Genomic DNA, 13,912 nt, shown 5'->3' on the forward strand with positions numbered 1-13,912 from the left:
CCTTATTCATTGGTTGTATCAGCGTTTGAAGACTTTGCTTTATCAACGATTCCTTGCAATTCTTTTAAGAACACACTCATATCTTTAAATTGACGGTACACACTGGCAAAACGAATATAGGCAATTTCATCTAGATTGACTAAATCTTCCATTACATATTCTCCGACTAATGTCGTTGAAACTTCATTCTCGCCTAAGCTACGAACACGATTTTCAACATTATCAACGATTTGTTCCATTTGTTCCATGGCAACTGGACGTTTTTCTGCTGAGCGAATCAACCCGCGTAAAATCTTCTCTCTATTGAATTCTTCTCGGTCACCGTTTTTCTTAATGACTAATAATGGTGCAGCTTCAATCCGTTCAAATGTTGTAAAACGGTAATTACAATTTTCACACTCTCTACGACGACGGATCGCACGACCATCGTCAGCTTGACGACTATCAATTACACGAGAATTATTATGATGACATCTTGGACAACGCATAGTATTCACCTCATTTTATCTAATAATATCTATTTTAACAGTTAATTTTAAGTTTACTTCCTATATTATAACATGAAATGCTTAAGAAACCAGACATTAGCGATTACTTCTTAACCATTTTTTTTCATTTGTTTAACGTTTATTTAATAACAGTTTTTTAAATAAAATGAATCAGACTCTCACTGAGCTGGTTATTTCTCTTATCAATTTATCTAAATAAGTTGTAACAAAAAAATGAAAACAAAATCGGCTTTAACATTCGCTGCCTCCCTTGTCTTCATTTATCTGAAAAATAGTTCTTACTACAGATCGAGTAATTAAAAATGATTTTTTAACACCCAATTTTCCACCAATTTCTTAGTTTCTTGGATCGTTTTTTGATTATCAAATACGATATCTGCTCTTTGCTTTTTCTGTTCGATCGATAATTGACTGTTTATTCGTTGCCACGCTTCTTGTTCCGTCAGATGATCTCTTTTCATCAAACGATCCAGTTGAATCGTTTCTGGAACATAGACAACTGCTACTTGATCCATGTCATTTTCATATCCGCCCTCATAAAGCAAGGGAATATCAACAACGACTAATGACGCTCGGTCTTTTTTCTTTTCAATTTGCGACAAGATTGCTTCTCTTAAAAAAGGAGAGAGTAATGCATTTAGTTTTTGTCTTTTTTCTTCGTCTGAAAAAACAAGCGCTCCTAATTTTTTACGGTCCAATGAACCATCTGGCTGCAATATTTCTGTTCCAAACGTAGACACAATTTTAGCTAACGCTGGCATGCCCACTTCAACAATTTCTCGAGCGATCACATCAGCATCAACAACTGGAAAACCCAGTTCTTTAAAGACCTTTACAACGGTACTTTTCCCTGTAGCAATCCCACCAGTCAGTCCTAATATCTTAGTCATCGTTTAGTTTCTCACTTTTAAGGTTTGACACTTCGGACAAAAATGGGTTCCTCGTTGTGCAACTTTGATTTTTTTGATTGGTGTAGCACATCGTGGACATGGTTTCTCCGTTTGGCCATAAACATTTAGTGAAATTTGGAAGGTTCCTGCTTCGCCTAGCGCATTTAAGTAGCTACGGATTGTTGTTCCGCCAGCTTCGACCGCTCGGCCTAGGACATCGATGATTGCATAATACAGCCCTTCAACCTCTTTAGGTTTTAATGAATCAGCGGGTTGTTCTGGATGAATACTCGCTTCCCACAAAGCCTCATCTACATAAATATTCCCTAAACCGGTAACTAGTCGTTGATCTAATAATAACGGTTTGATGGCTTTATGATGTTTTTTTAACCCCATTCGAAATTCCTTTAATTTGAATTGAGTAGGAATCGGTTCAGGACCTAAAGCCAAGATACCTTTATACTGTTCACCTTGATTTTTAGGCACTAAAACCATACGACCAAATTTCCGAACATCAAGATAACGGAGTTCAGTTCCATCGGTAAATGTAAAAATCACATGGGTGTGTTTTGTTCGCTCTTCTTCCGGCTTATGGGTTTCATACTTTCCTTCCATCCGCAGATGAGAAATCATATCGTAATTCGTTAATTTGAAAATCAAAAATTTCCCACGTCGTTCCATTTTTTCGATTGTTTGACCAATCAACTGTTGCGCAAAAATATCTGTTTCAGGTGATTCAATGATTCTCGGCCATAATATCGTGACTTCTTCGATTGTTTTGCCGACAACTAACTTTTCCAACCCTTTTCTGACGGTTTCAACTTCTGGTAATTCAGGCATAACTCACCTCTCCTTTGAAGAAAAAGACCGAAACAAACACATCAAGGTTTTACAACCTTGTTCGTTAGGTCAGTCTTTTTCAGCTTATTTTAGTTGCTTATTTTGCTTCGTACCACGTTTTACCCCAGCTGCTATCTGTCAGCAATGGTACATGTAATGAAACAGCATTTTCCATCACTTCTTTAACCAAAGCATTTAGCTGATCTAATTCAGCTTCTGGCGCTTCAAAAACAAGCTCATCGTGAACTTGCAGTAACATCGTTGCCTGCATTTTTTCTTCTTTTAATCGTTGATCCATATTGATCATCGCAATTTTCAAAATATCAGCGGCACTACCTTGAATCGGTGTATTGATTGCAGTTCGTTCTGCAAACGAACGAAGATTGAAATTACGTGAATTGATATCTGGCAAATAACGACGACGATTATACAAGGTTTCTACAAATCCTTTATCTTTAGCGTCGCGAACGATATCTTCCATATATTTTTTAACACCTGGGTATTTCTCAAAATAAGTATCGATATACTCTTGTGCTTGTTTCCTAGTAATACCTAAATTTTGGGATAAGCCATAATCGCTGATTCCATAAACGATCCCAAAATTGACCGCTTTGGCTTGGCGACGCATATTTGGCGTAACATCTTCTGGTTTTTCGATACCAAACACACGCATCGCTGTACTTGAGTGAATATCTTGTCCTTCAATAAACGCTTCTTTCAAATGCTGATCATCAGAAATATGAGCTAATACACGTAGTTCGATTTGAGAATAATCGGATGAAAAAATCAACCAGTCTTTTTCTCTTGGCACAAAAGCTTCACGAATTTTACGCCCTTCTTCTAGACGGATTGGAATATTTTGTAAATTAGGATCAACAGAGCTTAAACGACCCGTTTGAGTTAACGTTTGCACATACCTTGTATGGATTTTATCATCTGGCTGAATTACTTTTAAGAGACCTTCAACATAGGTCGATTGAATTTTAGCAATCTGACGGTAAACTAAAATATCTTCTACGATCGGTGCTTGTTCTTTTAACTGTTCTAAAACGTCAACGGCCGTTGAGTAGCCAGTTTTTGTTTTTTTAATAACAGGTAAGCCCATTTTTTCAAACAGAATTACACCTAATTGTTTCGGTGAATTCAAGTTAAATTCTTCACCCGCTTCAGCATAGATTTTTTGTTCGATTTCACGTAGTCGATCTGAAAACTCAATACGCATTTCTTTTAATCGATTTGCATCTACACGAATTCCCGTAATCTCCATGTCACCTAAAATTTTTGACAGTGGTAGCTCCATTTTATAGAATAAATCAGCTTGATTTTTTTCAACTAATTCTGTGTCCAATTTTGCGGAAAGAAATTGAATAGCCTTAACCTTTCGAGCCAAGTGACTGAAAAATGCTTCATCGTCTTCTGGCAGACCTTTTTTGGCACCTTTTCCATAGACTGATTCATCCGAATGAATATCTGTGTAGCCGTAATGTTGAGCCACGCCTTCAATATCAGCACTATTATCATTTGTATCTAGTAAATAAGCAGCCAATAAAACATCAAACTTAAGCCCTTGTGGTTTTCCAACATAGCGATTTAGTGATACATAGGTCCGTTTTGCATCATATACAGTTTTCTTATATTTATCTGATAATACCCAATCAACAAACGGTTTACTTTCAAATAGCTCTAAACTATTTGTCACGTATACTTTTTCTTTATTGCCCCAAGCAACTCCTACGATTGGAGAGGTGTGGTAATTTTCTTCCATCATTTCAATATATAAGGCCATATCATCAGTAAACATTTCTTCAGTGAACGTATCCACTACATTGAAATGAACATCTTCAAGTTCAACGGCTTCTTCTTCAACATTTAATTTGCTTAACATTTGCTTGAATTCCATTTCCTTATAGAAGGGAATCAGTTTTTCTAGATCTTTTCCTTCATATTTCAATTCATCGATATCGACTTTGACTGGAGAATCAACATTGATTGTCGCTAAGCGCTTAGACATGAAGGCTTGCTCTTTATCATTGATTAGGTTTTCTTTCATTTTACTTGGTTTCATGCTGTCGATGTTTTCATAAACCCCTTCAACTGAACCAAATTCTTTCAATAATTTGATTGCTGTTTTCTCACCAATTTTTGTAACACCAGGAATATTATCCGATGTATCTCCAGCAAGACCTTTCATATCAATGATCTGATTAGGTGTTAGGCCATCATATTTTTCAGCTACATGCGCTGGTGTATAAGTTTCGAGATCACTAACGCCTTTGATCGTAATGTCGACTTTGACAGAATCTGTCGCCAATTGTGTTAAATCTCGATCTCCAGACAACACAACGACATCAAATTGGTCTTTTGGCACTTTAGTAGCCAATGTTCCGATAATATCATCTGCTTCATAATTATCTAGCTCATAATATTTCACGCCTAAACCAGTCAGTAATTCGCGAATATAAGGCATTTGCTCTTTAAATTCTCCTGGAGTTTTTGAACGACCTGCTTTGTATTCTGGATAAAATTCGGTTCTAAAGGTTGTTTTCCCAGCATCAAATGCGACTAAAACATGCGTCGGATTTTCTTTAGCCATGACGTTTTCGAACATATTATTAAACGCATAAACTGCATTGGTATGTAACCCATTTTTATTTTTAAATCGTTCTAGGGAATTATGCAAAGCAAAAAACGCTCGAAAGGCAACACTGTTTCCATCAACTAATAATAACTTATTTTTTGTCATCTTTTTTCTCCTCATCTTCAGCAAACTGGTTTCCTATCTATTCTAACAAAAAACTGTCAACTTTGCAGTAGGAAGGAACTAAAGTTCGCAAAGCTTCAGTAAACACAAAAGAAAACCCGCTCTGCACACTCAGAGCGGGTCAAATTAGGAGTTCACACAAATGAAATTGTTTTTTGTAGCAATTGTCTTTCTTCTATGTCCTTATAGTACAAGGAATTTGTGAACATTGTATGAACGAAAGATTTCTAAAATGTAACTTTTTTTAGGAAAAATCGACCTATATTTCTATTTACACCGAAATCTTTAACTCTAAGGCAAGATATTTCCAGCCGCACGATAAATTTCGTACCATTCTTCTCTACTTAAAACAATCTCTGATGCTTTCGCTATTTCTGCGATCCTTCCTTTATTCATTGTTCCTGCGATCACCTGCATTTGGGCTGGATGCCGTAAAATCCATGCAGTTGCAAGCCCCGTAGCTGTACAATTATGTTGCTCAGCGATTTTATCTAACGTGGCATTCAGCTCTGAAAATGTTTCATTTCCAATAAAAACGCCTTCGAAGAAACCGTACTGATAAGGTGACCAAGCTTGGATCGTCATTTGATTTAAACGAGAATAATCTAAAATACTGCCATCATGATCTACACTTGCTTCGTCTGTCATATTTACATGGATGCCTTGATCGATCATTTCGGTATGTTTGATCCCAAATTGCAACTGATTTGCTAATAATGGTTGTTTTACTGTTTTTTTCAATAAATCGATTTGCATTGGTTTTTGATTGCTGACACCAAAATATTTCACTTTGCCTTGTGCTTCGAGTTGATTAAAAGCAGCCGCAACTTCTTCTGGTTCAACAAGTGTATCTGGTCGATGAAGTAATAACGCATCGATATAATCCACACCTAAACGTTTTAAACTGCCTTCAACGGAAGAGATGATATGTTCCTTTGAAAAGTCGAACATGCCTTTACGAATCCCGCATTTTGTTTGAATAATAATTTCTTCTCTTTTGATCGATGTTTCTTTTAATGCTTTACCAAAAATTGTTTCGCACTCGCCACCGCCATATATATCTGCATGATCAAAAAAATCGATACCGTGCTCATACGCTGTCTCAATAATTTCTGCTGGTTTTTCGGCTGCGTTCATCCTCATACAACCAAGAATCACTGATGCTACTTGTAAATCACTTGTCCCAAATTGAATTTTTTTCACAGGAAACCCTCCTAAAATTGTATTCACTTATTTAGTTTAACACATTTTCTTGAAAGGGCTTCATTTCGTCACTTTTTTTATTAGGTTTTCGATCTGGTAAAGTGTTTTTTCTGAAAAACCTGCTTCAATTAATAACGTAGGCTGAGGATATTTCCGATGTAAAGATTGATATACAACTGTAGTTAAAATAATATCTGCATATGAGATAGATTTCGAAGTTCTTGCGTAGATCACAGTTAAATTGAATTTATGCATAAAAAAGTGAGTGATTCTTTTCCCTAGTTTCATTTCCATTTCAAGTGGCAAATCAGTCATTAAACAGATAAAAATTCTTTTTTCACAAGAAACTGGGGAAACGAGTGAACTTACAATCATAAAATAGCGATACCATATTGTAGCTTTAGGAATCCGCTGATAATAGTCATTTTCTTGCATCAACTCATTTATAGCAACATCAAGTTTACTAGTAAAATTAGGGTAATTCTCTGTAAAAAGCGCTTTTAGATATTTTTTTTCAAAGGGAAAACCTGAAAGTATTTCATAATATAAATGAAAGCTTAAAAATGCCACCAGGCTCTCTTTTGAGTGACTTAATTTTCCTCCGAAAGAGATGTGTCTCAATTTACGATTTGCTGTCAGCGTCAGTAAATAACAAGTCGTTTTCTTTAAATAGTGTTCCCCAATCAGAAATATCTGGTTGCTTGATCCAAAATATGGTAAAAAATAGGCTTGAATCACTAAATACAAATAGACCAGCTCTTCAAAATCTAAATTAGTAGCACTGCTTTCTGAATCCATAACAGCCAAGAATTTAGAAAAAGTAGCGCTATTTTCGATATACTGCTTCCAACTCTTTTTGATCCAGACTTTATTGCCACTTTGATAGCGCCAAAAAGCTATTTGAGTGATACGAGCTATCGTTTCTTTTTGCAGATCATTGATTTTCATATTAAAAAAAGAAATAAATTTAATAGCAAGTTCGCGACTGTTTTCTATTGTCCTTAAAAAAAAATGTGGTTTCATTTCTTGGTAAGCAAACCAATAAAAAGGTAAAACTAATGCTCTGATTTGTTCTTCTTCTCCCACAAGCTCCCAGGATCCTCGTTTTAAATGTAAATCAAATTTTTTCAACCAGCAATTTATTTTCTTTGCTCGCCTTCTAAGGCTAGATTCACTCACTAGCATTTTATCTATTAGTTGTTTTGTCGTGACATTTTTCTCTTCAATAATTGTTTTTAGAAAAATGATTTCTGGAAGATCGTTTAAATATTGAACTAAAAAAAACTCCAAATATTGGTCATCCTGCCTTTTCAAATAGAATTGGTTTCTATCACGACAGCCAATTGCTAATTGCTTTTCTAATTGATAGCGTTTGAACAGCTTTTTCAATTTTTTTATTGCCCTTATTATTGTTTTTGAATTTATTCCTAATTCTTTTGACAGTGTATCTAGTGACTTGCTATTATCCGTAGATCTTAACGCATTAAACAGGCCAAGTAATTTCTTTGATTCAACATCAAAAATTTCATTATAATCCATTCCAAACCTCCACCATAAAGATTAAAGTAGTATTTTATTCATTAGCTGTACAAAAAAAGCAATGAGTTATGCATAGAAAGTATACGCATAATTCATTACTTTTCATTTTTTTAATTGTGGATTCTTAATGTCATTGCATTAGCTGCCACAATCACTGTACTTAGAGACATCAAAATCGCTCCTACTGCGGGGTTCAACAAAATTCCCCATGGAGCTAAAATACCTGCAGCAAGTGGAATCGCAATAATATTGTAGCCCGCTCCCCACCAAAGATTTTGAATCATTTTACGTCGTGTTTGCTTTGCTAAATCAAGGAATCGAAGAATATCTTTTGGATCACTATCAGTTAAAACAACATCAGCTGAATCAATGGCCACATCGGTTCCAGCTCCAATAGCAACACCAATTGTGGCTCTGACTAAGCTTGGTGCATCATTGATTCCATCACCAACCATCATTACTTTCTCACCTTTTGCTGTGTACGTTTGAATGATTTTTTCTTTATCTTCTGGTAATAACTCACCATGATAATCATCAATTCCTAAATAATGAGCGACCGATTCCGCAGCAACTTTATTGTCACCGGTCAACATTACCGGCACGATTCCCTGCGCTTTTAAATCCGTTATGAATTGTTTTGCTTCTGGTTTCACTATATCGCCTAGGGCAATCATTGCGACTAACTTCTTATCAATAATTAAGTAACTTAATGTATTTCCCTGTTCTTGGTATTGTCGTTTCATTGACTCATCAAACGAAAACGCAAGATGTTCTACTTCCTTCTCATTTACAATTTTGACGTTTTTTCCGTTGACCACACCTGTCAAACCTATTCCAGCAAGGCTTTGAAGATTTTCAGCTTTATAAGGTGAAATTTTTTTCTCCGCCAAATAGTTCATGATTCCAATTGCCAAGGGATGATTTGCATTATTTTCTAAAGCGCCAATCACTTTTAAGGCTTCTTCTTGAGTTGTATCTGGATCGATCATTTCAACTCCAGTAACTGTAAATTTGCCTTCTGTTAAGGTACCAGTTTTATCTAACATTATATAGCGAATATCGTTGGCTTGTTCTAACGCATTTCGGTTTTTTAACAATAAACCGTGTTTTGCTGCAATAGACGTCGAACGAGCTATAACTAGCGGGATTGCTAACCCCAATGCATGAGGACACGCAATAATGAAAACTGTTACCATACGCTCAAATGCAATACTGATATCTTTATCGACCATCCACCAAATAATAAAGGCTAAAAGTCCAGCACCAAGTGCAATATAAAATAACCATTTAGCCACTCGATCAGAAAGTGATTCAAGTTTTGATTTTTCAGTCTGTGCCTTTTTAACCATCTCCATCACTTTTGAAAGATACCCAGTTTCTCCAGTCCCCGTAACGATTATTTCAATTGTTCCACTGCCGTTGACAGCCCCGCCGATCACCTTATCTTTTTCGTTTTTTGTGACTGTTTTTGATTCTCCCGTAACCATCGATTCATCTACAGAAGTGCTTCCTTTAATAATCACACCATCAGCCGGAATCTTATCACCAGCACGTACAACTAGATGGTCATTTTCTTGGACTTGCTTTAATGATACTTCTTCTTCAGTTCCATCTTTATTTAAGCGTTTCACTTTGTCAGGTAGTAATTCCGCCATTTTTTGTAACGCATCACTAGCATTGGATACAGCATTCATTTCGACCCAATGTCCTAACAGCATAATAACGATCAAGGTTGCAAGCTCCCAGAAAAAATCCATCACATGATTTTGTGGCATCATTTTATTCATAATAAAAGCATAAATACTATAGAAATATGAAACAGAAATCCCCATCGCAATCAATGTCATCATCGCTGGACTTTTTTGTTTAAGCTCCATTTTAGCCCCACTTAAAAAAGGTTCTCCGCCATAAAAAAAGAGAATCGAAGCCAAGATCAATACTAACCAATCTGAACCTAGAAAAGTGAACTGAAATGGAAGATCAACGCCCATCATCGGAGATAGAAAAATTATTGGAATGGCCAGAACTAGTGAAAACCAAAATTTTTGTTTAAAGTTTCCCATGTGCATAGTATGATCCATCCCACTCATCTGATTGTCACCATGCATTGCACCATGATCCATCCCTTCCATTTGATGAGCTTGATGATTCATATGCTTTTCTTCCTTATGATTCATTTGAATTCCTTCTTTCTCGAATTATAGAATGTTTAAAAATATGCTGACTTTCAAACAACGAAGTACAGAAGAAAGTGCTATCCTCATTCAAGCATAGCACAACAAATCTTTCGGGAAAAATAAAGTCTCTTAATTCATGGAAATAAGAAAATTTTGCGTATTTAACACTAAGCAGGCTGATTCAATGCCAAGTATAGCTCTTTAACAACCATAATGCGTGATTCTTTTTTTCTTTGATTCTATTCATTTTTCTTATACAAGAATCTTTAAAATATCTTTGTAGGCTCTTTTTTGACTCACGTTTTATTTCCAGATACATCTGCTGAATTGCTTTACGATTCGATTGGTATTTTTTTCGTTTGCCTCCAGTAAATTCATAGAAAATATCAATACCTCCTGACTCCTTAGTGATAGGTGACTGAAGAAATAATTCATTTTGTGTTTTCTTTAATCGCTTCAGTAATTCTTCTGTAATGTTTTTATCGAAATTTTGTTTGATGATCATTTTACAAAGTCTTGTATATTCGATTTTAGCTACATGGTTATACACTTTGCTTGCGTAATCCAGTCCTCTATGTAAAACATTTGCGCTAAAAGACATATTTACTAATAACTTATACTGATGAACACAGCTTTCTGCCATTTTTTGCTTATTTTCCTGATAAGGAATCTCATTGTTCAACCTTGCTAAAAATTGATATAAAAGATCATTTTTTTGCTCTTCAATTCTAATTATCCTTTTCATTATATTTCTCCTCCTTAAATAATGAATAAATTTCGGCATTTCAAAACTAAATAAAACAATATGAATACTTAATAAAACACAGTATAATGAATGCATTTCGGTAAACTTATAATATCATTGAGAACAACGAAAAACAATGACAAAAAGAATAAATAACAATACAAAATTAACGATAAAAATGATATAATAGAAGAAACACATCTAAACTACCATGAAAAAAACAGAGCCATTACCAATCATACAACGCAAGCTCTATCTATTTGAAAAACTAGGAGGTAAAATTTTTGGAAATAAATTTAAAAGCTGTTGGACTAAGAATCAAACAAATCAGAAACCAGCATAACTATTCAATGGCTCGTTTTGCCAATTTAGTTGGAAATTCGAGTGCTAGCACTGTCAACAATTGGGAAAAAGGCAATAATTTACCGAAGCAAGATCGATTAGAAAAAATAGCGATTCTAGGAAGTACAACAGCTGATTGGATACGCTATGGCGATTTTGAAGACTATGTAACTCAATTATTAAACGAAGCTAATTTACAGCATGAACTTAACATAGAACAACAGCAACAATTGATGCTCACCTTAAAAAAACAAAAAATCAGCTATACTCAAGATTTAAAAATATTGACTACTGCAAGCAAACTGTTTCCAGTTTATTTTGAAAAAAACTATCAGTTCGATCTTTCTAAACCTCATGCTTTAATTATTTCAGAAGACTCAACGACGTATAGCATTGAGCAAAATGATCGATACAGAACTGGCTTTTTGCCAATGATCGAAGCCTTGTTGTATGACTCTGACCAAAAAGAAGTCAATGCTTCTGTCTTGTTTTTAGTATTCGACTTATTGAAACGAACTGAATCAAACAAACATTATTTAAGCATTCTCCCCCTCTTTAAAATGGTCAGTGATATCGTCACAAATGATATTACTTATCGCAATAAACCAATAGCGAAAATAGTGAATTATGATGATCTCACAAAAAAACATACGGCTAATAAAGGAAAGCCTTTATCTGGGAAAACAGTACTAAAAAAATATTTACAAACAAAAAAAGAGTTGATCGATGTTTTAGATGCGTTTTATTCGGAGTATAATAATCCTCAATAGCTACCTGTCTATCCGCTTTTTATTTCCTGTTACAAACGTATTTTCTTATTAAAAGTAAGTTTCATATATTACAATTAGATGATACCTTTATTGCCAGATTTTAAATTTCGCCATTTCCCATTAATCTTACTCTTTAAACATGATTATTCTTCTTAGACTATGGTATACTTTGTCTTGTGTTATTTAAGAATAGTAACGATGACTTTTTCACCAAAAGCATCCGTTTAAAATGATAAATAAAAAGCGAGGAACGTCACTTGAAGAAAAAACTACTCATTACACTTTCATTTGTTTTATTAGTAAATGCTGCGCCGTTGAGCGCATTAGCCGATGATATCGATCAAAAAATAGAAACTCAAACAAAAAAAATTGAAGATATCGTCAAAAATGAAAATGATGCGAAAGATTATTTAGCAACTCTAGAAACAGAAATCGCGACAATTGAAACGGAGTATCAAACAGTCCTTTCTGAGAAACAGAAACATGAAAAAGAAATGAACAAGCTAAATACTGACATTGCTAATTTAGAAGAAAAAATTGAAAAAAGAAATGAGCAATTACAAGCGCAAGCACGAGTTACACAAACGAATCATGAACAAGAATCCATGCTAGCCGTTTTGTTAAGTGCCGATTCAATTTCTGACGCTATTTCAAAAGCTTTGGCAGTAAATACATTGGTTACTGCAAATAATGATATTTTAACCGCTCAAAAAGAGGATAAAAAAGAACTGGATACGTTAAAAGTCAACTTAACCGCAACTCTAAAAGCACTTGAGAAGAAAACTGAGGAACTTGAAGAAAAAGAAGCTGCTTTGGCAGAAGCTAAACTTGAGCAAAATGTAAAAATCAACGAAATCGCTGCAAGTCTTGCAACTGAAAAAGCTGAAAAAGATAAATTTGTAAAACAAAAAGAAGAAGCAGCTAAAAGAAAAGAAGCACAATTAAAAGCCATTGCTGAAGAAAAGAAAAAGGAAGCTGAAGCTAAAGCTGCTGCTGAAAAACAAGCGAAAGAACTGGCTAAAACCAAACAAACACAAGCGGCAACGGCTCCAACAAAAACAACAGAAAAAGAACAAGCGACAACTGTTCCTGATACAAATACAGGTACTAGTAATAACGACGCTCCTGCAAATGCCCCAACACCTACTCCACCAGCATCATCTGGAGGTTGGTCTGCTCCTGTGGCAAGTATGACGATCACTAGTGGTTTTGGTGGCCGTGAAGACCCAACAGGTATCTCAGGATCTTTCCATGACGGTATTGACTTTGGTGGAGCCAGTGGCACACCAATTATGGCTGCCCGTTCTGGTGAAGTTGTCAGCGCAAATTATAGTGGTATGGCTGGAAATCACGTTGTGATCAAGCATGATAATGGTTATTATTCCTATTATTTACACATGAGCAGCTTAAGCGTTGCAGCTGGACAAAGCGTTAGTGCCGGACAAATGTTAGGCGGTATGGGGACTACAGGTAATTCAACTGGCGTTCATTTACATTTTAGTATTTCAACAGGTCTGTGGAGCGGTTTTGTTAACCCCGCACCATTCATCGGATTATAGAGAATCTAGTAAAGATAGCAAGTCAGCACTTTTTGACTTACTATCTTTTTTTGCACCTGTCAATTCGTTTACCCTCTACTGGCGAACATGTTATAATAAGGATAGATAAAGAAAGGTGCTGATTAAGATGATCAATAACTACTCAAATATCCTTGTTGCTGTCGATGGTTCAAAAAATGCTGAGTTGGCTTTACAACATGGCGTTGCGATTGCAAAAGAAAAAAATGCTACTTTGTACTTGTTGTCTGTCGTTGATGAAAATGCAATCAGTCATAGTTCTTATGCCTATTCAAAAGTGCTTGCTGAGGAAAAGGAAGCTATCGAAAAAGAGTTATTAAAAAATATTTATTATGCTACTGAGCAAGGATTGGATGACATTATACCGCTTGTTGAAATTGGCAATCCAAAAGAAATGATTTCTACAATTGTTCCAACAAATCAAGCAATCGATTTGATTATCGTGGGTGCAACGGGTAAAGGGATGATCCAATCAAACCAATTAGGTACCACAACAAGTTATGTCGTACAATATGCTCCTTGTAACGTGCTTGTCGTAAAATAATTAGTTACTATATAC

The 13,912-nt window shown here is 35.3% G+C and carries 11 protein-coding genes; 3 read left to right on the forward strand and 8 right to left on the reverse strand.

Going from position 1 to position 13,912, the window contains the following annotated elements:
• Positions 1–2: 2 nt before the first annotated feature.
• The 8 genes from nrdR to ATZ35_RS14780 form a co-directional block, all read right to left on the reverse strand.
• Positions 3–488 (reverse strand): transcriptional regulator NrdR, encoded by a 486-nt coding sequence (gene nrdR / locus ATZ35_RS14745; protein ID WP_086279183.1) that lies wholly within the window; start codon positions 486–488, stop codon positions 3–5.
• A gap of 317 nt (positions 489–805) precedes the next feature.
• Positions 806–1,399 (reverse strand): dephospho-CoA kinase, encoded by a 594-nt coding sequence (gene coaE, locus ATZ35_RS14750; protein ID WP_208927898.1) that lies wholly within the window; start codon positions 1,397–1,399, stop codon positions 806–808.
• Positions 1,400–1,402: 3 nt separating this feature from the next.
• Positions 1,403–2,239 (reverse strand): DNA-formamidopyrimidine glycosylase, encoded by an 837-nt coding sequence (mutM, locus tag ATZ35_RS14755; RefSeq protein ID WP_208927899.1) that lies wholly within the window; start codon positions 2,237–2,239, stop codon positions 1,403–1,405.
• 97 nt (positions 2,240–2,336) lie between these two features.
• On the reverse strand, positions 2,337–4,982 hold the full coding sequence (gene polA / locus ATZ35_RS14760; protein WP_208927900.1) for a DNA polymerase I: 2,646 nt from the start codon (positions 4,980–4,982) through the stop codon (positions 2,337–2,339).
• A 309-nt stretch (positions 4,983–5,291) separates the two neighbouring features.
• Positions 5,292–6,203, reverse strand: a complete 912-nt coding sequence (locus ATZ35_RS14765) for an aldo/keto reductase (RefSeq protein ID WP_208927901.1) — start codon at positions 6,201–6,203, stop codon at positions 5,292–5,294.
• Positions 6,204–6,263: 60 nt separating this feature from the next.
• Complete coding sequence (locus ATZ35_RS14770) at positions 6,264–7,742, reverse strand: helix-turn-helix domain-containing protein (RefSeq protein WP_208927902.1); 1,479 nt, start codon at positions 7,740–7,742, stop codon at positions 6,264–6,266.
• Between the two features lie 110 nt (positions 7,743–7,852).
• Positions 7,853–9,919, reverse strand: a complete 2,067-nt coding sequence (locus tag ATZ35_RS14775; RefSeq protein WP_208927903.1) for a heavy metal translocating P-type ATPase — start codon at positions 9,917–9,919, stop codon at positions 7,853–7,855.
• 181 nt (positions 9,920–10,100) lie between these two features.
• The gene (locus ATZ35_RS14780) at positions 10,101–10,664 is read right to left on the reverse strand and encodes a hypothetical protein (protein WP_208927904.1); all 564 of its coding nucleotides are present in this window, start codon (positions 10,662–10,664) and stop codon (positions 10,101–10,103) included.
• A 284-nt stretch (positions 10,665–10,948) separates the two neighbouring features.
• On the opposite strand from ATZ35_RS14780, the gene ATZ35_RS14785 reads away from it, so the two are divergent.
• The 3 genes from ATZ35_RS14785 (at position 10,949) to ATZ35_RS14795 (ending at position 13,897) form a co-directional block, all read left to right on the forward strand.
• A complete protein-coding gene (locus ATZ35_RS14785; protein ID WP_208927905.1) occupies positions 10,949–11,776 on the forward strand; it encodes a helix-turn-helix domain-containing protein in 828 nt (275 codons plus the stop codon).
• Between the two features lie 257 nt (positions 11,777–12,033).
• Positions 12,034–13,335, forward strand: coding sequence for a murein hydrolase activator EnvC family protein (locus ATZ35_RS14790; RefSeq protein ID WP_208927906.1), 1,302 nt, complete (start codon positions 12,034–12,036; stop codon positions 13,333–13,335).
• Between the two features lie 127 nt (positions 13,336–13,462).
• Positions 13,463–13,897, forward strand: coding sequence for a universal stress protein (locus ATZ35_RS14795; RefSeq protein WP_086444286.1), 435 nt, complete (start codon positions 13,463–13,465; stop codon positions 13,895–13,897).
• The last annotated feature ends 15 nt before the right edge of the window (positions 13,898–13,912 follow it).

The organism is Enterococcus rotai (assembly GCF_001465345.1).
In the GTDB taxonomy this organism is placed as follows: Bacteria; Bacillota; Bacilli; order Lactobacillales; family Enterococcaceae; genus Enterococcus_L; species Enterococcus_L rotai.

Coding starts and splice junctions, on each gene's coding strand:
- mutM (WP_208927899.1), bottom strand. CDS start 2,239: ATGCCTGAATTACCAGAAGTTGAAACCGTCAGAAAAGGGTTGGAAAAG.
- ATZ35_RS14795 (WP_086444286.1), top strand. CDS start 13,463: ATGATCAATAACTACTCAAATATCCTTGTTGCTGTCGATGGTTCAAAA.
- ATZ35_RS14780 (WP_208927904.1), bottom strand. CDS start 10,664: ATGAAAAGGATAATTAGAATTGAAGAGCAAAAAAATGATCTTTTATAT.
- nrdR (WP_086279183.1), bottom strand. CDS start 488: ATGCGTTGTCCAAGATGTCATCATAATAATTCTCGTGTAATTGATAGT.
- polA (WP_208927900.1), bottom strand. CDS start 4,982: ATGACAAAAAATAAGTTATTATTAGTTGATGGAAACAGTGTTGCCTTT.
- coaE (WP_208927898.1), bottom strand. CDS start 1,399: ATGACTAAGATATTAGGACTGACTGGTGGGATTGCTACAGGGAAAAGT.
- ATZ35_RS14775 (WP_208927903.1), bottom strand. CDS start 9,919: ATGAATCATAAGGAAGAAAAGCATATGAATCATCAAGCTCATCAAATG.
- ATZ35_RS14770 (WP_208927902.1), bottom strand. CDS start 7,742: ATGGATTATAATGAAATTTTTGATGTTGAATCAAAGAAATTACTTGGC.